The 20,017-nt window shown below is 42.0% G+C and carries 17 protein-coding genes; 16 read left to right on the forward strand and 1 reads right to left on the reverse strand.

All coding sequences use genetic code 11. The annotated features are described in order from the left end of the window. Positions 1-116: 116 nt before the first annotated feature. Genes F3H12_RS05420 through F3H12_RS05430 form a run of 3 tightly spaced genes read left to right on the forward strand, consistent with a single transcriptional unit; the run spans position 117 to position 5,719 of the window. A complete protein-coding gene (locus tag F3H12_RS05420; protein ID WP_149678332.1) occupies positions 117-2,405 on the forward strand; it encodes a phage tail protein in 2,289 nt (762 codons plus the stop codon). Positions 2,406-2,418: 13 nt separating this feature from the next. Continuing rightward, positions 2,419-3,192, forward strand: a complete 774-nt coding sequence (locus F3H12_RS05425; protein WP_149678333.1) for a distal tail protein Dit — start codon at positions 2,419-2,421, stop codon at positions 3,190-3,192. A 4-nt stretch (positions 3,193-3,196) separates the two neighbouring features. Continuing rightward, positions 3,197-5,719: a phage tail spike protein gene (locus F3H12_RS05430; RefSeq protein WP_149678334.1), complete on the forward strand. Its 2,523-nt coding sequence runs from the start codon at positions 3,197-3,199 to the stop codon at positions 5,717-5,719. Positions 5,720-5,937: 218 nt separating this feature from the next. Here the strand turns inward: F3H12_RS05430 and erm are convergent, their stop codons facing one another. After that, a complete protein-coding gene (gene erm, locus F3H12_RS05440; protein WP_058258360.1) occupies positions 5,938-6,726 on the reverse strand; it encodes a 23S ribosomal RNA methyltransferase Erm in 789 nt (262 codons plus the stop codon). A gap of 206 nt (positions 6,727-6,932) precedes the next feature. Here erm and F3H12_RS05445 point away from each other — a divergent pair, with 206 nt between their 5' ends. The 13 genes from F3H12_RS05445 (at position 6,933) to F3H12_RS05505 (ending at position 19,329) form a co-directional block, all read left to right on the forward strand. Then, the gene (locus F3H12_RS05445) at positions 6,933-7,508 is read left to right on the forward strand and encodes a hypothetical protein (RefSeq protein WP_149678335.1); all 576 of its coding nucleotides are present in this window, start codon (positions 6,933-6,935) and stop codon (positions 7,506-7,508) included. Further along, positions 7,505-9,973 (forward strand): glycosyl hydrolase family 18 protein, encoded by a 2,469-nt coding sequence (locus tag F3H12_RS05450; RefSeq protein ID WP_149678336.1) that lies wholly within the window; start codon positions 7,505-7,507, stop codon positions 9,971-9,973. Before F3H12_RS05445 ends, F3H12_RS05450 begins: the two co-directional genes overlap by 4 nt. Before the next feature lie 87 nt (positions 9,974-10,060). Beyond that, positions 10,061-10,480: a phage holin family protein gene (locus tag F3H12_RS05455; RefSeq protein ID WP_149678337.1), complete on the forward strand. Its 420-nt coding sequence runs from the start codon at positions 10,061-10,063 to the stop codon at positions 10,478-10,480. Continuing rightward, positions 10,477-11,481, forward strand: a complete 1,005-nt coding sequence (locus tag F3H12_RS05460; RefSeq protein ID WP_149678338.1) for an N-acetylmuramoyl-L-alanine amidase — start codon at positions 10,477-10,479, stop codon at positions 11,479-11,481. Before F3H12_RS05455 ends, F3H12_RS05460 begins: the two co-directional genes overlap by 4 nt. Positions 11,482-11,534: 53 nt before the next feature. Beyond that, a complete protein-coding gene (locus tag F3H12_RS05465) occupies positions 11,535-11,753 on the forward strand; it encodes an SHOCT domain-containing protein (RefSeq protein ID WP_149678339.1) in 219 nt (72 codons plus the stop codon). A gap of 61 nt (positions 11,754-11,814) precedes the next feature. Then, a complete protein-coding gene (locus F3H12_RS05470) occupies positions 11,815-13,383 on the forward strand; it encodes a recombinase family protein (RefSeq protein ID WP_149678340.1) in 1,569 nt (522 codons plus the stop codon). Further along, positions 13,347-13,838, forward strand: a complete 492-nt coding sequence (locus tag F3H12_RS05475; RefSeq protein ID WP_015051360.1) for a recombinase — start codon at positions 13,347-13,349, stop codon at positions 13,836-13,838. Before F3H12_RS05470 ends, F3H12_RS05475 begins: the two co-directional genes overlap by 37 nt. Then, positions 13,801-15,369, forward strand: a complete 1,569-nt coding sequence (locus F3H12_RS05480) for a recombinase family protein (RefSeq protein ID WP_149678341.1) — start codon at positions 13,801-13,803, stop codon at positions 15,367-15,369. Before F3H12_RS05475 ends, F3H12_RS05480 begins: the two co-directional genes overlap by 38 nt. A gap of 135 nt (positions 15,370-15,504) precedes the next feature. Beyond that, complete coding sequence (locus tag F3H12_RS05485; protein ID WP_149678342.1) at positions 15,505-15,906, forward strand: hypothetical protein; 402 nt, start codon at positions 15,505-15,507, stop codon at positions 15,904-15,906. Positions 15,907-15,950: 44 nt separating this feature from the next. Beyond that, positions 15,951-16,685, forward strand: coding sequence for an endonuclease III domain-containing protein (locus F3H12_RS05490; protein WP_149678343.1), 735 nt, complete (start codon positions 15,951-15,953; stop codon positions 16,683-16,685). 56 nt (positions 16,686-16,741) lie between these two features. Next, positions 16,742-17,287, forward strand: a complete 546-nt coding sequence (locus tag F3H12_RS05495) for a LysM peptidoglycan-binding domain-containing protein (protein WP_078683308.1) — start codon at positions 16,742-16,744, stop codon at positions 17,285-17,287. Positions 17,288-17,399: 112 nt separating this feature from the next. Continuing rightward, positions 17,400-17,873 carry a hypothetical protein gene (locus tag F3H12_RS05500; RefSeq protein ID WP_243133201.1) on the forward strand — a complete coding sequence of 158 codons (474 nt, stop codon included), beginning with the start codon at positions 17,400-17,402 and terminating at the stop codon, positions 17,871-17,873. Positions 17,874-17,967: 94 nt separating this feature from the next. Continuing rightward, entirely contained in the window at positions 17,968-19,329 is a 1,362-nt protein-coding gene (locus F3H12_RS05505) for a hypothetical protein (protein WP_103083271.1), read from the forward strand. The last annotated feature ends 688 nt before the right edge of the window (positions 19,330-20,017 follow it).

Genomic DNA, 20,017 nt, shown 5'->3' on the forward strand with positions numbered 1-20,017 from the left:
AGGATTTGAAAAGCAGGAAATTCCCTACTTTCCCTACTATTAGTATATGCCAAACCGCATTGAAATACAATAGCCTTTTATAATTTTTTAATTTTTACTCGAAAGGAGGCGGTTATGTGGCAGACAATTTTGGCCTGAAGATCGGGATTGAAGGCGAAAAGGAATTTAAAAACGCCATTCGTGAGATCAATCAAAGTTTTAAGGTACTGGGTAGCGAAATGAACCTGGTCGTATCTCAGTTCGACAAGCAGGATAAGTCAGTTGAAGCTGTTACTGCAAGAAACAAGGTGCTTAACAAAGAGATCGAATTGCAGAAAGAAAAAATAGCTACTTTGGAGAAAGCCCTTGCCAATGCCGCCTCATCTTTCGGGGAGACCGACAAGCGGACGCAGTCCTGGCAGATACAGCTTAACAACGCCAAAGCAGAGCTGAACAAAATGGAGCGCGAGCTGGAAGCGAACAACAAAGCGCTGGACAATGCGGGAAAAGAGTTTGACGAAGCGGAAAAACAGGCGGACGAATTTGGCAGAGAAATTAAAAAGGCCGCGGATCAGGCAGACGATGCAGGCGGGCGCTTTGAAAAACTGGGAGGTGTATTGAAAGGTATCGGTGTGGCCATGGGAGCGGCGCTTGCAGCCATTGGTACAGCAGCGGTTGGTGCTGGCAAGGCGCTGGTGGATATGTCGGTCAATTCGGCTGCCTATGCCGATGAAATCCTTACCGCTTCAACCGTAACCGGCATGTCCACCGACAGCCTGCAGGCGTATAAATACGCTGCAGAGCTTGTGGATGTCTCCTTGGATACTTTAACGGGCAGCATGGCAAGGAACGTTAGATCCATGTCTTCCGCTCGGAAAGGCACCGGCGAGGTCGCAGACGCTTACCGGAGGCTTGGCGTTTCAGTCACCGACGCCAGCGGCAACCTGCGTGACAGCGAAACAGTCTATTGGGAAACCATAGACGCACTTGGCAAGGTGTCAAACGAAACCGAGCGCGACGCGCTGGCCATGCAAATTTTCGGTAAATCGGCCCAAGAACTAAACCCCCTGATCGCGCAGGGTTCGGTAGGGATAGCGGAGCTGACCGAGGAAGCAAAACGTATGGGTGCGGTTATGAGCGAAGATTCGCTGAATGCTCTCGGCAAATTTGATGACAGTATCCAGCGGCTCAAAGCAGGCAGCGCAGCAGCCAAGAACATGCTGGGTACCGTATTGCTTCCCCAGCTTCAGATATTGGCCGACGACGGAGTTACGCTTCTTGGGGAATTTACTCGTGGGTTATCTGAAGCGGGTGGCGACTGGACAAAGATAAGCGAGGTCATCGGCAATACGGTGGGAAGCCTTGTAAATATGCTGATGGAAAACCTACCGAAACTCATTCAGGTAGGCTTGGATATTGTCACATCCATCGGCGGTGCAATAGTGGAGAACCTCCCAGTCATTATCGACGCGGCGGTTCAGATTGTCATGACCCTGTTGCAGGCTTTAATCGATGCGCTACCGCAGATAACAGAAGGCGCTTTTCAACTTGTCATGGCGCTGGTGCAGGGGATTATCGACAACCTACCCGCGCTGGTGGAAGCAGCAGTGCAAATGATTGTGACACTGGCATCCGGTATCGGGAAGGCGCTTCCGGAGCTGATACCCGCTGTTGTCGAAGCCATTCTCCTAATTGCCGAGGTGCTTCTTGGTAATATGGACAAAATCCTTGAAGCTGCTTTTACATTGATTCAGGGACTGGCGCAGGGACTTTTAAATGCATTGCCAGAACTAATTGAAGCACTGCCGAGGATAATTACAACAATCATTGACTTTGTGACGAACAATATGCCGAAGATCATAGAATTAGGAATTACGCTTATCGTACAGCTTGCTGTCGGGCTTGTGAAAGCCATTCCAGAACTAGTAAAGTCTTTACCTCAGATTGTTGCGGCTATTATAGAAGGTTTGGGCAAGGCGGTTGTTTCAGTAGTTGAGATTGGTAAGAACATTGTAAAAGGCATCTGGGAAGGTATTAAAAGCCTTGGTAGCTGGATTAAGGATAAGGTTTCCGGTTTCTTTTCCGGTGTTGTTGATGGAGTAAAGAATTTCCTCGGAATCAGATCTCCGTCCACTGTTTTTGAAGGTATTGGCGGCAATATGGCACTGGGTATTGGTGAGGGATTTGACAAGGCTATGGCCAGAGTGGCAGACGATATGCAAAATGCAGTGCCGACAGATTTTAATATATCTCCTGACATTAATGTAAGTGGACGAGGTGAATTTAGCGGTTTAGCTTCTGGACCGCTTGTTGTGGTACAGCAGATGATTGTTCGTGGTGAAGAAGACATACGTAGGATTTCACAGGAGTTATATAACCTGATGCAGACAGGTTCAAGGGCGCAGGGACGTTTTATAACAGCATAATGGAGGGAAGCATATGGGATTTATCTACAATGGAATATCGTCGCAAAGTATGAAAATACGAGCAAGACTTACCAAATGGCAGGTCTCCCCTGCCCTGCGCAATTCCTTTGAAACTGTGCCGGGCAAAGCAGGTATTGCAGATTTTGGCTGCGACATATCAGAACGAAACATAATAATTAGCTGTAGTGTGCTTCCCCAGCGCAGTTTTGCCGATCTTGTATCGGTTCTTGATAATGTTGCTGAATGGTTAAATCCGGAAAACGGGCTTAAACAACTTGTTATAGATGATTTGCCCGACCGATATTTCATGGCTCGCTTATCAGAAGCGGTTGACTGTGAGCGATTACTGCGGACAGCGGGCAGCTTTGAACTTCGGTTTGTTTGTCCCGACCCGTATGTTTACGCGTTGGAAGATGAGGTATTTGTTTTTTCTGAAACAGGTCTGCATGAGCTGGAGAGGGTTAAAGGAAATGCGGATTCCAATCCGGTTTATCTATTGAAGGGTTTGATATCAACGTCCTCATCAAGCTATATTTCGCTTATTACGAACGGCGAGGAATTGAGAATTGTTGGTTCATTATCTGAAGGTGAAACTCTGATTGTCGACTCCGGCATGGTAACAGCTAAGGTTATTGATGAAACAGGCCGAACCTTGAGAAATGGTCTTCCCAGCCTGCAGGATCTGAATTTTCCAATTCTCAGGAAAGGTGTTAATCATATTGAGATTGCCGCAGAAAACGCGACCTTTACTGAGTTAAAAATACAGGCAAAAAGCAGATGGAGGTGATAACATGGCGATAAAATCAATCCTGACAAACCAAGAGGATTTTACCGGTGAGTTTCCTGTAACATCAAGGACGTCTGCTTTATGGCGATTTAATGAAAAAACACCAGACGAAAATCTTCAGCTTATAGACTCATCGGGACATGGCAGACATTTTACCATCTCCGGCTGGTCAGGGACATCGGCAAACCTTATTGCTGGAAGATTCGGAAGATACTTTAGGCAAAATATTGTTAATCCGACTTCTGAAAAGACCCATCTTATAGCAGAAAATGATGGGAGTTTCTTTAGCAATCTGGGCGAAAAGATTGTTGTAGGAGGTTGGATTAATCCTACCACCTATTCGGTCGGCCAGACATATATACCCATATTCAATACCCGCCAAGGACCCGGTCAGCCAATTTTTTATGTTTCACTTTATCAAGGGAGACTTAGGCTTATGTTGTATAACTCCTCCGGCACACTAATCTACGACCAGAGTGAAACAGCTACCATTACCTTGAAAAACGGCGGCTGGTATTTTATCGCCTCCATCATTGAAGTAAGCAACAAAAAGGTACAGAACATCATATGCGATCGCAGCGACGGGGCAACCTGGGTGTCGCCTGTGCGTTCCTTTTCGGGAGAGTTGAATCGGGAATGTATAGCAGACATTATTATGGGGATGCATGCAAATACCTACTACTATGCCGGAGGCTTCGACGACTGGTTTCTGGAAACGGACTCACAGCTTACAGCTGATGATTTGCTGTTATATTTTAAGTCGTCTTTACATGCAAACGGTGGGGATGCGGCTTCGGATGTAGATGCTTTGGCAGAGCCTGGCGCAGTCACCCTTAAAGCAACAGATGGCGAGTATCCTGCAAGTGGCGTACTTTATACAAGGGCGGTTCCATGTGCATTATCGGGCAGCGGTCGTGTAGCTGTGACAAGCGAATATACTGCAGGTGTTACGTCAGTGTCTTTAGTAGAGACCAGCACAAGCGATGATCTTGAAGAATGGTCTGCATGGCAGGCTGTGGGAACCAGCGGTGAACTTCAATCGCCAAATCGGCAATATATAAGGTTCCGTGTTACCCTTACCAGCAGCGATCCGTTGAGGACGCCAAAACTTCTGGAAATACAGCTTCATGATATACCGAAAGCGCCCTATGAGAAATTAGGCTTTGCCCGTCCTGTGATTTTGGACAAAAACGGAGCATGGGAAGCTGTTCTTGAAAATGCTTTTGATGTCATTGTCACTGGTGAGGTGAACGGTGCGGATACGCTGGAATTCAAGCTTCCGTTCCATGATCCAAAAAGAAGCACACTGGAAAATGAAAAACAAGTGCAAATCGTAAATGACATTTACCGGATCCGTACCTTAACGGATAATAAAGGTGAAGATGGGCGTGTTATTACGCAAGTATATGCTGAAGCGGTGTTTTACGATCTGTCTTTCAGTGCGGAAAAAGAACCTAGGGAATTCAATGCAGATACTGCAGATGTTCCGATGCAATATGCACTTTTGGGTACAGGCTGGACAGTAGGTAATGTTACTGTCACTACGAAACGGACATGGCAGTGTGCAGAAAAAAATGCTTTATCCATCCTTCGAGCCGTACAGAATATTTATGGCGGCGATCTGGTGTTTGACAGCGCCAACCGCCAGGTACACCTTTTGACTTTTAGCGGTACCGACAGCGGAGCGCTTTTTTCATATAGAAAGAACCTGAAAAGTATTCAGCGGGTAGTCGATACACGCGAATTAGTGACAAGGCTCTATGCTTATGGAAAGGACGGAATGACCTTCGCTTCAATTAATGGAGGTAAGGAATACGTGGAAGATTACACTTTTTCCAGTGAAGTGAAGGTGTCGACGCTTGATTGTTCGTCGTTTACAAATCCGTATCAGATGCTGGAATATGCAAAAATGCGGCTTGCAGAATATTCGAAGCCTCGCGTTTCTTATGTACTGTCTGCAATGGATTTATCTGCGCTAACCGGTTATGAGCACGAAGCATGGAAACTGGGTGATATTGTTACAGTGGACGATAAGGAACTAGGCCTTTTGGTAAAGACTCGTGTTGTGAGAAGGCAGTATAACTTGCAGGAGCCATGGAAAACAGTGATTGAGCTTTCAACTAAACTGCGGGAACTCGGCGATTCTTCAGCACAGTGGGACAAGGCAGCGGATGCGCTGTCCTCAGCAGAGTTGATAAACCGTCAGGAAATTAAAGATATGGTGCCATTCAACCATCTGCGCAATTCCAGAGCGGATGATGGTTTTGCCTACTGGGTCAATTCCGGTTTTGAAGTAGACACTGAGAATGGTGTTTCGGGAACTGCTTCCTTCAAGGCTGTTGGTGTACTTGGTATGACAAAGAGTCTGTCACAGACGGTATACCCAGCGACACGTAAAAGCTATACATTTTCAGCGCAGATTGCTTCCGAAAACCTTGAAAAGGGCGAAAACGGCCAAGTTGGTGTTGAGATAGTCATTGAATACGAGGACGGTACAACAGAAACAAGATTTATAGACCTGATTTGAGGGTGATGATATGGCATATTTCAATCAGATTGCACACAGTATTTCTCCCAAAAGTATCAGCAGAGTCAAATCTATCACCATCAGGCTGTGCGTCACTGACTGCACCGGCACAGTGTACTTTACAGACTTATTGCTTCAGGGCGGTTCGGTTTCCACTGGATGGATCGGGCATGTATGCGAAATCCGGTGGACATTGGACGGGTAATGAGCCGCTAAAATTATTTTCTGCCTAACACATGCTCCCAGTAGCATCGGAAAAGGCAGAGCCACTGAACATAAAGAATCTCTGTAGGAGTAATATTTTTATTTTGCACACCAGCCTGACGGAATGCCCTAGATAACTGCTTGCTTGTAAAAAGACTGCGGAATCCATATTTTAGTGCCTTTGAAACAAATTGTTCATAGGCAAACCACTGGTTTGCGGGTATGTCCGGTTGGCTCTTTTTCTTAAGGTGAAGAAGTACTGCATCAACGCTTGGTTTGGGATGGAAATCCTCCCTGCTGAAATAGTAAGCAATATCTAAATCGAACTTGGGCTTTATAAGCAGAGAACGCAATGATTCTGAAGGCTCACCCATAAAACGTTTGGCTGCGCCTTTTTCCATGGTAAGCCATGCTTCAGAAGGTGCGTTTTTGCATTCCGTCAATTTTCGCATAATATCCGTAGTGAAGCAAAAAGGGATATTTGAAAAAACTTTATAATCTTCATAATTAGGAAGTTTCCATTTCAAAAAGTCCTGATGATATATACGGATATTTTTGACGTCCTTGAATTTTGCTGTCAATTTATTATATAAACGGCCGTCAATTTCAATTGCCGAAACTTTCCGGCATCTTTTTATCAAGAAACCTGTTATATGACCCTTTCCCGGACCAATTTCAATAACATGATCTTTTTTGTTAAGGGTTGTTCTGCGAATAATTCTGTTGATAATTTTGTAACTTGTTAAAAAGTTTTGAGATACCCAAATGGGCGGAGTTGTCCCTTTTTTTCTATTTTGGGGCATAAAAATACACCTCTTTCGTTTTTTCGTAATCGAAAAAGGTGCACAAAAACAAAGATGCTGCTATGAGCTATCTTTCTTTCTGTGCACTTTTATTTACGAATACGAAAAATACCATACATAGGTGTATACTAGCCTCCAAATATAAAATCAAATTATAGTTTAGCATTAATGCCTATGTTTGTCAAATGGTTTTGGAGGAAAAAACTATGAAGTTTTCAAGGTTTGCAGAAACCATACAATTAAAAAACAATAATCATGTGGTGAGCGTAACTGTGACACTCAAGATTTCCGACTGTAACGGAATTATCTATTTCACCGACCTGCAGCTTCAGGATGGAGATCAGTTGACAGGCTATACCGTCCACACCAGCAAAATGCTAACGAAAATGCAGGAAAACGGGCAGCCAGTTCCGCCCCGGCATTATAACGGTGTGGTGCGAACAGCGGAGACTGTAATTTTATTCAACCTGGGTAAAACTTCTGTTGGTCTTGACTGCTATATCTATCCTATACAGGATATGGCCGCAGGAAGTATTGAAATGTCCCAAGGTATGGGCGCGCATAAGGTAAAGTTTCTTGACCCGGTTAACGCAGGCGATGAGCTGGCGCTCAAGGCTTCCACCCGCCAATGCATTAAAAACGGAAGTCCCACTCGTAAGGATGGGTTTTATCAATACTCTGCGGCATGGGATAGCAAACATATGGTGAAGCTGGAGGAGAGGAAATCGGCGCGAGTGCTCTTTGAGTTTCAGGAGATGCAGGAAGGCGGTGATCGGTTGTGAGGGATTTCTTGAAAGGCAAGCGGTGCATGGTGTGGAGCTTTATGGGAAATACCCGGATGTATCAGGCACTTTCCAATTACGGCGACCGCTTTGATACGGTAGGCATTTTTACTTTTGAGGTTGACGCAACAGGCACAATTACTGAAACCGGTACCAGCATCAGCAGCATGCTTCCGTATATTCAGAAATGGCCTCATATTAAGTGGCTGCTCACTATTATGAATCATGGAATAGCCAATATTTTTACTGCACTTCGCAACAACGAAAACGGTGCAAAGGATAAGTTTCTTACTGAAATCATCCGAATCATGAACAAGTACCCATGGTGCGCTGGGGTAGATATTGACCTGGAACGCGGCGGCGGTTATGAAAACAAGGATGCGGCGAATGCTTTATTTAGGGATATATACAATACAGTTAAGTCTTATGATGCAACAAAGCTTGTCAACATCTGCCTGCCTGGTATGACCGGCGTTCAAGGCTCGGTGGGCGGTGAAAACTGGTGTGTTTATGCCGATCTTAACGACTATTGCGATACCGCCGCCATCATGAGCTATGGCATGGCATGGGCGGGCTCTGCTCCCGGCCCAGTATCTCCTCGTGACTGGCTTGAGGGCATATATGATTATGCTGTTTCCGTTATGTCACCCGATAAGATATTCATGGGGTTGCCTGCTTATGGCTGGAACTGGAGGATTCATGATACACCTGAAAACCTTGGAATAACCTATCGAGGGGTGTCTAATACCTACTATGCGGCAAAATACTGGATGACTGGGGTTTACAATTTCACAGGCGATGCACCGCCCCAGCCGTTTATTCCAATTGTGGCTTACTGGGATGACTATAACAAAGTACCTTGGGCTCTTCCTCATGTATATGACTATATGGAAGGATGGGATGCTGTATCTTGGGAATATCCGCTGCTAAAAGGGGTTTATAACAGGCGAAGATATTTGACAAGCTATGGCAAGGAGCAGAAAGCGGAGTTCGGAACCATTTATATTGACAGGAACGGAGTTCCAGATGAATATGAAGGAAATGTCATTATTACTGATGAGATGGCCTCACTTGGAGATGACCAGGCGTCAGCAGAGTACCGTTTTGAGATAACAGAAGCGGGATATTACGATATTGCAGTACAGCTTTGCTTTCCTTACTGGGACAAAAATGCGATTATCGTTTCCCTTGATGGTGACTCAAAGACTTTCAGCGAGAACCGTTTATGGTGGCCATACTGGAGAAGAGTTTGCTGGTTGACACTTGCAAAAGGTGTATTTCTCCAAGAGGGAACGCATGCTGTCAGCATAAGCGGTGGTGTGCCGGGAGTACAGTTTTACGGTTTTAGGGTTTGCAGTGGATTTTCGGAGTATCCCTTTGCCGGTGAAGCCAGCTTTATGCTCTCTCCTCGTCGGTTCAAGGATGTAAATGGTGTGATGGTTGAGCCGGATCGAGGTTTTAAACTGACCTTTGAAATGTTGCGAAGAAAACCCGACTCGGCGCTTATTTGGTATGAGGATTTTCGGGACAGGAACATCCTGCCCGAAAACTATTGGACTGTGCTGGACGGCGAATGGGATGTTTGGCAAGACCCAGACAGCACAGAAAGTCGCCCATATTCCCAGCTCGAGGGATATGGCAAACTTGCATGGAAATACGACGGGTTTTCCGATATCCATATCCGGGCAAGGCTGGCTTTCCCTCAAAATAGCAGTGGACGGGCTGGGGTGTTCCTTGGGGATATTTTCTGCTGCTTAAATTATGACACGCAAAGAGTCGAGCTTTATCAAGGTAATTCCTTGCTTGGTAGCTATTCCACCAGTTTCTCAAAAACTGCAGATGCCGATCTTCGTGCTAATCCGAATATGTATACTATAGAGATGCGAAAACGCGGCAATAAGGTAAGAGTATATTCAGGTGCAGCTTCACCCCTGCGTTTCACAGTGAATGTAAACGGTGGTAGTGGTTATGCAGGGTACTGCTCGGACAACCGGACGGTATGCGAGCTACTGAGACTGGGCGATGCATGGGTATATGAACCATACGAGCGTTTTGATGTGGAACTTCCGGATGGAAATATAACCAGCTTTGGCAGGCTTGCTCGCACTGGTGTCACGTGGGATGATGAATTTCAGGTGTTTTCAGTAAATAGCGATGTGGAGGAATCGGCAACTCGCAATGAGGACATTTCGATGGACTATGATTTTTTCCACTCGCAGCTTTTGACGCTTTCCTGCGGTAATGACTATGAAGTAAAGATTATACCGAAAGACATCAATATCTGGATATCCCGTCTCTTCCTCGGAGATGCAGATGGTTTTTCTATTCTGTATTATCAGGATGTGGACAGCCTTGTTTACTGGGCAAACGAAGCGGCTTATCGATGGAAACTGCGAGGTATAGCTATCTGGTCGCTTGGACAGGAGGATATGAGGCTGTGGGAGGCACTCCCGAAACAAATATAGGTTAATAGTTTTATTTATTCAGCGCTTTGCTATAAGGCAGGGCGCTTTTTTATATGCAAAACTCAAGTTGAACGGAGGGTTAAGACAATGAAAACAGTATGGAACTGGATACAGGCGGTTTTTACTGCTATTGGCGGATTTCTTGGCTGGTTTCTTGGAGGGCTGGATGGATTTTTGTATGCACTCATCGCTTTTGTAGCCATTGACTATGTGACCGGAGTGATGTGTGCCGTTGTAGACAGAAAGCTTTCGAGTGAAGTCGGGGCCAAGGGCATCTTTAAGAAAGTGCTTATTTTTGTACTTGTAGGTGTGGGACACATAATCGACAGCCAGGTGCTCGGCAATGGCGGGGCAATTCGGACAGCAGTGATTTTCTTTTACCTAAGTAATGAAGGAGTTTCAATTCTTGAGAATGCAGCACATATAGGACTGCCCATTCCTGAAAAGCTGAAGAACGCATTGGAACAACTGCATGGCCGCTCAAATGAGGAGGATGAAAAGAAATGAAGCTTTTTACTAAATACATGACGCGAAACGATTGCTATACAGCAGGCCGCAAAATCACGCCTAAAGGAATCATGGTACATTCGACAGCTGTGCCGGGTGTAATGGCGGCTGAGTGGTTTTCCCGTTGGAACAAATCTTACAAGGCCGGCGAAATAAACAGGCAGGTATGTGTTCACGCTTTTGTAGACGATAAAGAGGTTTGGCAATACCTGCCTTGGGATCATCGCGGGTGGCATGCGGGAGGAGCAGCCAACAATACCCATATTGGCTTTGAAATCTGTGAGCCTGCTGGGTTTTCGTATAAATCCGGGTCGGTAATGGTGGGTTATGATGCAGCAAAGCAGGAAGATTATTTCCGTAAAGCGTGGCAGAATGCTGTTGAACTCTGCGTTATGCTCTGCAAGAAGTACGGTCTTAATGAGAATGACATCATCTGCCACTCCGAAGGATATAAGCTCGGTATTGCCAGCAACCATGCTGATGTGATGCACTGGTTTCCCAAGCATGGGGAGAATATGGACACTTTCCGTAAAGCAGTAAAAAAAGCGCTGGAGAACAGTACAGATATCAATACTGATATTGGAATTGGAGATATGGTGGAGTTTAAGGTCAGTGTAAAGAATTACTACCCCGGCAGTGTGGAAGTTCCAACGTGGGTCAAAAATGACTATTACCACAGGGTCACACAGACTTTATACAAAGGCAAGCCGGTCATAAAAGGCGGCAAAGAATGTGTATTGCTTGGCAAAAAGGTTAAGAAATCCGGCGGTCAAGAGATTGCAGGCATAAACACTTGGGTAGCAAAAGAAAACCTTGTAATTGTAAACAGCATTCCTGATAACAAGTGCAATAGAACCTATACAGTGCAAAAAGGCGACACCTTATGGAGAATAGCGGAAAAAGAACTCGGTAGAGGAACAAGATATCCGGAGATCAAGAAACTGAATAGCCTGACTACGGATACTATTTACCCCGGACAAGTTCTGAAATTGCCTAAATAACGATAAAGGACAGCCAATCGCGGCTGTCCCAAGTTTTTATAGGAGGTGCTTGAATGATAGAGGCGGCTAATCATTTACCATATAACCCGCAGGAAACGAACTATACAAAGATATCACAGGAGGAAATTCAAAGAGAGGTTGATTACTGGCGGGCGTACAAAATTCTGCAGAGGATGCTTAAGGCGGGACTGATTTCAGAAGAAGAATTCAACAAAATCGACAAGTTGAACCGCAAAACTTTCACGCCGATGTATGCACAGCTTATGGCCTAATTAGCTTGCTATTAGCGGCACACAGAGGTAACATGTCACATGCCCAAAGGAGGTGAAAACAGTGAGAAAGGTAACAAGGATTGATGGAAACAATGCTCTCCAAGCTTTCAAGCCAAAGGTGAGGGTAGCGGCTTATTGCAGGGTTTCAACAGACAGTGATGAGCAAATGGCAAGCCTGGAAGCACAAAAGGACCATTATGAATCCTATATAAAAGCAAATCCTGATTGGGAATTTGCAGGGATTTATTATGATGAAGGCATATCAGGCACAAAAAAGGAAAACCGAACTGGACTTTTGAGACTGCTTGCAGATTGCGAAAACAAAAAAATTGACTTTATTATAACCAAGTCGGTCAGCAGATTTGCCAGAAACACAACCGACTGTATTGAGATGGTGAGAAAACTTACCGATCTCGGTGTTTTCATCTATTTCGAGAAAGAGAATATAAACACACAGCGCATGGAAGGCGAATTGGTGCTGACAATTTTGAGCAGTCTTGCAGAAAACGAGTCATTATCCATTGCAGAAAATAGTAAGTGGTCTATCAGACGTAGGTTCCAAAACGGAACATACAAAATTTCGTATCCTCCCTATGGTTACGATTATGTGGATGGAAAGCTATTTATCAATAAAGAACAGGCTGAAATCATAAAGCGGATTTTTTCCGAGGCTTTGGACGGTAAAGGCACACAGATAATTGCAGATGGGCTAAATTCGGATAAAATCCCAACAAAGAGAGGTTCACACTGGACAGCGACAACTATCCGCGGCATTTTAAGCAATGAAAAATATACTGGGGATGTCCTTCTGCAAAAAACCTATACAGATGAGAATTTTAAGCGGCATTATAATCATGGGGAAAAAGATCAATACATGATAAAAGATCATCATGAAGCCATTATATCCCATGAGGAATTTGAAGCCGTCAAAGAAATATTGAAGCAAAGAGGTAAAGAAAAAGGCGTAATCAAGGGAAGCAGTAAATATCAAAACCGCTACCCTTTCTCGGGGAAAATCAAATGCGCAGAATGTGGCAGCAGTTTTAAGCGTCGAATTCATGGCAGTGGTAATCATAAATACATTGCCTGGTGCTGCACAAAGCATATAAAAGACGCTTCGGCTTGTTCAATGAAATTTGTCAGAGAGGATGGGATCCATCAGGCCTTTGTTGTTATGATGAATAAGCTTATTTTCGGACATAAGTTCATTCTAAGGCCATTGCTACAAAGTTTAAAGGAAACAAATTACTCAGAAAATATAGCGAAGATTCAAGAGCTGGAAATAAAAATCAAAGAAAATACAGAACGGGTTCAGGTAATCATGGGACTTATGGCTAAGGGATACCTGGAACCCGCTCTTTTTAATACACAGAAAAATGAGCTGCTTAAAGAAGCGGCCTTATTAAAGGAACAAAAAGAAGCCATAAAACATACAATCGATGGGAGTCAGACTATCCTCTTTGAGGTTGAAAAGCTTTTTAAATTTGCAACGAAGGCTGAAAAGCAGATTGATGCATTTGATAGCGATATATTTGAGAACTTTATTGAAGAAATCATTGTGTTTTCACAGGAGGAAATAGGTTTCAAAATGAAATGCGGGTTGAACTTAAGGGAAAGGTTGATGAAATGATGAGCCATATACCTTTTGGATATACCATTCAAAACGGCAAGGCTGTTGTTAACGAAAAGGAAGCGGTTAAGATAAAGGAGCTGTTTGGGGCTTATCTTTCCGGGCTTTCTTTAACTGAAGCGGCCAAAAACGCGGGTATTAAGCGCTGCCATACATCTATTGCAAGAATGCTGACAGATAAACGGTATGTTGAGGATAAATTTTATCCGCCAATTATCAGCAGGGACACATTCGAAAAAGCACAACTTGAAAGACGCAGACGAGCTGAGGCGCTTGGCAGGATTTATGAACATAAAGGAAATGAAAAGAAATGCCTGAATTTTAGGTTTCATGCTTCAATGCCAGATAATCTATACGATGATCCATTTCAGCAGGCAGAGTATGCTTATAGTCTTATCAAGAGCGAGGTGATTTTAGATGACAACCAGGAATGTTACGATAATTCCTGCTCGTAAGCGAATTGGGAATAGTGCAAAGGCCGAGGAATTGCCTAAGCTTCGGGTGGCAGCCTATTGCCGTGTTTCTACGGACAGCGAAGAGCAGGCAACCAGTTATGAAGCGCAAATTGAGCACTACACAAACTACATTAAAAGCAATCCCGAATGGGAGTTAGCAGGCATATTTGCGGATGAAGGGATTACTGGAACCAACACGAAAAAGCGTGAAGAGTTTAACCGGATGATAGAAGAATGTATGCAGGGCAAAATCGATATGATAATTACGAAATCTATCAGCCGTTTTGCAAGAAATACGCTGGACTGCCTAAAGTACATAAGGCAGCTTAAAGAAAAAAATATTCCAGTTTACTTTGAAAAGGAAAATATAAACACATTGGATTCCAAAGGAGAAATCCTGTTGACCATTATGGCATCTTTGGCACAGCAAGAAAGCCAATCGTTAAGCCAGAATGTAAAACTGGGTATTCAGTACCGATATCAGCAAGGAAAAATCCATATCAATCACAACCGGTTTCTTGGCTATACAAAGGATAAGGATGGCAATTTAGTTATCGTACCTGAAGAAGCTGAGATCGTCAAACGCATTTACAGAGAATATCTTGAAGGTTCCAGTATGCTACAGATAGCAAGAGGTCTGGAAGCTGACGGAATTCTGACAGGTGCAGGCAATCACAGATGGCATACCAGCACCATCAATAAGATTTTGAGGAATGAAAAATATATCGGTGATGCGCTGTTGCAGAAAACCTATACAGTAGATTTTTTATCGAAGAAAAGGGTGGCCAATAACGGCATAGTTCCTCAATACTATGTAGAAAACAGCCATGAGCCCATAATCCCGCGTGAAATTTATATGCAGGTTCAGGAAGAGCTTGTCCGCAGAAGATGTGTGCATATAAGTAAGAACGGAAAGAAGAGAAACTACAGCAATAATCATCCCTTATCCCAAATGGTGTTCTGCGGCAAGTGTCATGAAGTATTCCGCAGGGTTCATTGGAATAACCGAGGAAAGAAATCAATCGTATGGAGATGCGTCAGCAGATTGGAAAACACCGGTTTGTTTTGTACCGCTTCCACTATACTTGAAGATACTCTCAAAGAGAAGATTGTAGAAGCTATCAATATAGCCGTCAGCGGGAAAAACTCTTTCCTGGCTATACTGAAAAAGAATATTGAAACCGTATTAAGCGAGGATTTGGATGAGAGTACAGCAGATATTGATAAAAGGCTGGAAGAACTCCAAACCGAGTTGATCCAAAAGGCAAATTCAAAGGAAGCATACGATAATATTGTCAACGAGATTTACCACTTACGGGACTTAAGGCAAGAAACACTTTCAAGAAACGCTCTTCGCCAAGATAAGAGGGATCGGATTGCTGAAATGTCGGACTTCCTTAACACGCAAACCGGTGATATTACGGAGTTTGATGATAAACTGGTCAGAAAACTGGTTGAAAAAGCAACGGTATATGATGACAGGATATTGGTTGAATTTAAGTCTGGGTTAGAAATAGAAGTGAATCTATAGGATTAAAATAAGATTGCCGCCAGTTGAGGAGGAAACCTTCTTAATTGGCGGCGTTTTTATTTTTATACAAATGTATAAACAAATATATAGACAAATAAATATTTTTCATGTATAATTGTAATGAGGTGGTGAATTATGGATATTAGAATAGATAGCTTAATTCCCTTTGATTCATTGAAAACCAATATAGACCATGTATTCTCTGTTGTTGATAAAAACGGAAAAGTTGTTCTGCTTAAAGATAATAAGCCGGTTTATATAGTCTTAAAATACGATGAAAATAATTTAGCTGATACAGGAATTGGCATGCAAGAAATGCCTAATTTTACGCTTCATGAAGCTATGAAAATTGTCTTATCAGAGGCAGAAAACAAAACGATGCATGCTGCTGAACTTGCCGATGAGATATATAGGCGTAGGCTGTATTTAAAAAAGGATGGCAGTAAGGCGGAATATACACAGATAAGGGCAAGGTGCGGGCATTACCCTGATATGTTTGAAGCATTGCCGGGAAACCGTATCAAATTAAAAGATTAAAGTATAGCGCTAAGCATGAGGAGAAGCTATGGAAAGGTGATAATATGGCGGAACATTTGCTTGTAACAATAGGAAAAGCACGATTTAGTGATTCACAAAGACATCTTATTCCTTTTGTTAATGACATAGAACAAGATAAATTTCTTAACGATATTGAAAACACGCCCCATGCTTTTGTTTTAGCCTGCTTGATGGATAGGCAGATTAAAGCGGAGCGAGCGTGGTCAATTCCCTTTAGAATAAGGGAGATTATAGGAAGCTTTAAAATTGATGATTTAGCCAGCGTTTCACTTGAAGAGTACAAGAATATTTTTAATAGAAATGTCTTGCATAGATTTAACGATACAATGGCAGAAGTGTTTTATTCTGCAGTTCAGGATATTAAAGTAAAGTATAATGGGGATGCTTCGCGAATATGGAGCAACAACCCTAGTAGCGCAAAAGTGGTTTATGAATTCTTGCAGTTTAAAGGAAGCGGCAAAAAAATTGCCACAATGGCGGCTAATATTCTTGCCAGACAATTTAAGATCCCGTTTTCTGATTATTACTCAATTGACATATCACCAGATGTGCATATTCTAAGAGTAATGCGACGGACAGGTTTGGTTGACAATAACGCTGATTTAGATTCAATTATCTATAAGGCAAGAGAGTTAAATCCTGAGTTTCCTGGGATTATAGATTTTTCATGCTGGGAGATCGGGCGAACCTGGTGCAGGCCGAGTAATCCTAATTGCAACGAATGTATTATTAATTCTGAATGCAAGAAGAGGGTTTAAACAATTTTTACATAATAAGATATATTTTGCGGCAGTTTGCCTTGGAGGTGATATAGTTGAAACGTATAAGTGTTCTACTTGTAATAGGACTGGTAATTATAATCCTTGCTGGCTGTGGAGGGGTAGAAACACGAGAAAAAATATTACCGGATGGTAGGAAACTTATAATTGATGCTGCTGGAAAAATCATATCTGATAGTAATCCTGAACCACTTGAAGGGTATACCTATGACGAACAGACAGGACGGTATGTTAATGAAACTACCGGCATTTGGTATATCGTTGAAAATGGGCAAAAGGTAATACCGCCCGAAGAATACTTTGATCCTGATGAAGTAGGCATACCCAGCGGTATAAATATTTCAAACCGTCCCGACGATGTATGGGAACTTAAAGAGGTACGTGAGGTAACCATTCAATCAGGAGATACGCTGGTTGATATTATCAACCCGTACTTTATGAATGAACATTACAGAATGAATTATGAATGGTATGCTAAACAGGTTCTGGAACTTAACAACATTACCGAACCTAACTTTATAAAAGCGGGAGAAACTTTAAAGATACCGATTTATATTGACAAAGGTGCAAAAGTGAACTAGTGAGTGGTAGCATGAAACAGTTAAAAAACGTGTTGCTGTTCTCTGCCTGGTTTCTATAAAAGACCGGAACAGGGTATTTTTATTATTGTTAAGCTGAAAGGGATGATAAAGATTGGCTCAAATACAATCATTGATGCGGGCTGTAATAAACTTTTATAATTTTAACAACAGAAATGCTCCCGTAGTAATCACAAGAGTAAAAGAACACGACAGTGAAAGAATGTGCATGGACAGACTAGAAAGAGCAATTTTTGACTCATGTGATGAAGACTGCAAGGCAACTCCATCAAGATATGCAATATGGGGAGAAGACATCCGTAGCCTTAGTATTTCTGCAAAAGAAGCAATGAAAAACGGGAACATCGAACAAGCAGAAAAATCAATGAATCAAGTTATTAATAGTATGGGCGCATTTATAGACGCTCAATTGATACTCAGCAATTTGCCTGGAAACATCAGCTTTGTAAAATCAAAAGATATTATTAAATCCTATATAACCAGCTTACTAGAAAACAACGAAGCATCAGATCCTGAAACGGATTATTTAATTGACAGTATGAAAGAGATAATGAACAGCATTGAATAAAGGGATTGATTAATAAAAGAGTCATTTATCATGCAACTAGAATCCGAAATCTAATTCCCTATCAAATAGAGGAAATATGACAAGGAGGGTTAAAATGTCAACTGAATTGACACAGGAAAAATTGAAGAAAATAGCAGTTGCTCACAGAATAAATCCTTACGCGGATATTATTCCATACGAGCTTGGGTTTGGTTTTCCGCAAATATACTATTCTGGTTTTTTCACTCAACCAGATGAATTCATTATATATGCAGCACCAGCATACACGTTTAAAGATAAAACACAGATAACCGGTTATACAGGCAGAACCGCCGGTGTAAGTGTGCGTGTTGCAAAAGGAGTTTCCCTTCGAACTGGTGGCTATGGAGGAAAGCCAATAAGAGGAACTGTTAGGGACTGCAATTATGGTGATATCATTATTACTAATAAGCGTGTTGTTTTTATCGGAAAAGATGATAATTTTGATTTTGCCGTAGAGAAAATAACTGCAGTAAAAATACTCGATGCTTTTAGTTTCGTAATTAAAGCTGGCCGTTCATCTAAAAACATTGGTACAGATGCGGCTATTTTAAATTACATAACAGGATTTATTAACTACAGTATACAAGCTTATAATGAAGGACGTAATTTGTTTGAAAAACGCGCAGAACTAGAAAGGGGTATTAGTCAAGAAGAAATTGAACTTTGTAATCAAGTACGTAATATGATAAATAAAATAAAGATCAGAAAATTAAATAAAAATGGCTGCCTCTGGACTGTCGCTAAAATTCTCGGTGTTACAGTAGTTTTGGCAATAATTTCGCTTATTGTTATTTTGATTGCTGTTCCCAAAAATGAGAATGTAAAAGAGAATGAACCTACTGTCACTGATAAAAGTATTATTGAATTACTTACTCTACCTAATCATCCTTTAATTTATGATAATTATACCGATGCTGTTAATTTCTATAAAAATATTGGGGATTCCCGAATTGAGGTTACAACAATAAGTGAACATGCACAAAAGCAAAGAAACCTCAAATCAATACATGATGATAAAACAATACTGTATCTAATCCAGCACTCAACAAATAAAGACTATATTGGCACGATTCAAATCAATTTGTATGATTCTACCGGGAAAGATATGACTTTAGAAGGTGCTGTTGAGTTGATCACAAGTTATCTCCCCGATTACTTTGGAAAGTACTATCGCATGACGGATTGTTACAAATATGAGAACGATGGTACTGTTATTTATGTTTATGCTGCAAGGCTTAATGATGCTGGAATTGTCTTTCAAAATGAGTCTGCACCATATCTTTCTCCTTATTATTACATAAAGTTAATTAAATATGCTGACGGAGAACATTGGAAACTAGAAACGGGGTATTCAGCTAATGGTGGTAAAGATAAAGGGTGGATTGAAAAATATGCAGAGCCTTGGGAATTTAACTTTGCTGATTATTTATCATAACGGAACCATTCAATTTATCAAATAAGAAATATATTATGTCTGAAAGTTCAAGAACATACATAATACTGCCATTACCATCAAGCTGGGAAAAGAGGGTCGGCATTTACTGCTGTGTAAGTACAATTAATAAGATTGAATGGTATAGCCATGATATACAGATTGATTTGTTTCCTTGAACGTCGGTTTTCAGAAAAAAAGACCGAAAAACCCATTGACATGTTCCCGTAAACGTAAGGTTCAAAAAATAAGCCCAAGACATCAATCCGAGCGGCTCAAGCCATGTGGAGTGCGTGATATTGATGTCAAAGGTTGAGAAATAAAAAACTGAAAAGCTTGTAAATAAAGGGTTTCCAGACATTTAGCTTTTCTCGAGTCCGATCTGCCGGATGTGGCAATGTCAGGAAACCATTATTTTTGTTGTTTGCGGGAACATATCAACCGTCGCGAAAATTAATAGTTGAGTTACCAGATTAGATAACCCCCTTTTTTACAGGGGGTTGAGGAAATAAGATAGATATTTATTGCTTATTAACTAGTTAACTCATTTATTAATGATATTTTTCATTTATTATCTTTGATTCTATATACCTCACGATAAAGTATAATATTTTTCGCAAATTCATAGAAGTCCAATAAAAATGACATGGACGTAACCGTTTGGTAGAATTAAGTTAGCACACAAAATACC

The sequence above is a fragment of the Thermoclostridium caenicola genome, assembly GCF_900142095.1.
GTDB classification, from domain to species: Bacteria; Bacillota; Clostridia; order DSM-8532; family DSM-8532; genus Thermoclostridium_A; species Thermoclostridium_A caenicola.

What these genes read in the sequence shown, in the direction of transcription:
- F3H12_RS05505 (WP_103083271.1), top strand. Translation starts at nt 17,968, where the DNA reads ATGTCAACTGAATTGACACAGGAAAAATTGAAGAAAATAGCAGTTGCT.
- F3H12_RS05485 (WP_149678342.1), top strand. Translation starts at nt 15,505, where the DNA reads ATGGATATTAGAATAGATAGCTTAATTCCCTTTGATTCATTGAAAACC.
- F3H12_RS05475 (WP_015051360.1), top strand. Translation starts at nt 13,347, where the DNA reads ATGCGGGTTGAACTTAAGGGAAAGGTTGATGAAATGATGAGCCATATA.
- F3H12_RS05465 (WP_149678339.1), top strand. Translation starts at nt 11,535, where the DNA reads ATGATAGAGGCGGCTAATCATTTACCATATAACCCGCAGGAAACGAAC.
- erm (WP_058258360.1), bottom strand. Translation starts at nt 6,726, where the DNA reads ATGCCCCAAAATAGAAAAAAAGGGACAACTCCGCCCATTTGGGTATCT.
- F3H12_RS05490 (WP_149678343.1), top strand. Translation starts at nt 15,951, where the DNA reads ATGGCGGAACATTTGCTTGTAACAATAGGAAAAGCACGATTTAGTGAT.
- F3H12_RS05455 (WP_149678337.1), top strand. Translation starts at nt 10,061, where the DNA reads ATGAAAACAGTATGGAACTGGATACAGGCGGTTTTTACTGCTATTGGC.
- F3H12_RS05430 (WP_149678334.1), top strand. Translation starts at nt 3,197, where the DNA reads ATGGCGATAAAATCAATCCTGACAAACCAAGAGGATTTTACCGGTGAG.
- F3H12_RS05480 (WP_149678341.1), top strand. Translation starts at nt 13,801, where the DNA reads ATGACAACCAGGAATGTTACGATAATTCCTGCTCGTAAGCGAATTGGG.
- F3H12_RS05445 (WP_149678335.1), top strand. Translation starts at nt 6,933, where the DNA reads ATGAAGTTTTCAAGGTTTGCAGAAACCATACAATTAAAAAACAATAAT.
- F3H12_RS05460 (WP_149678338.1), top strand. Translation starts at nt 10,477, where the DNA reads ATGAAGCTTTTTACTAAATACATGACGCGAAACGATTGCTATACAGCA.
- F3H12_RS05425 (WP_149678333.1), top strand. Translation starts at nt 2,419, where the DNA reads ATGGGATTTATCTACAATGGAATATCGTCGCAAAGTATGAAAATACGA.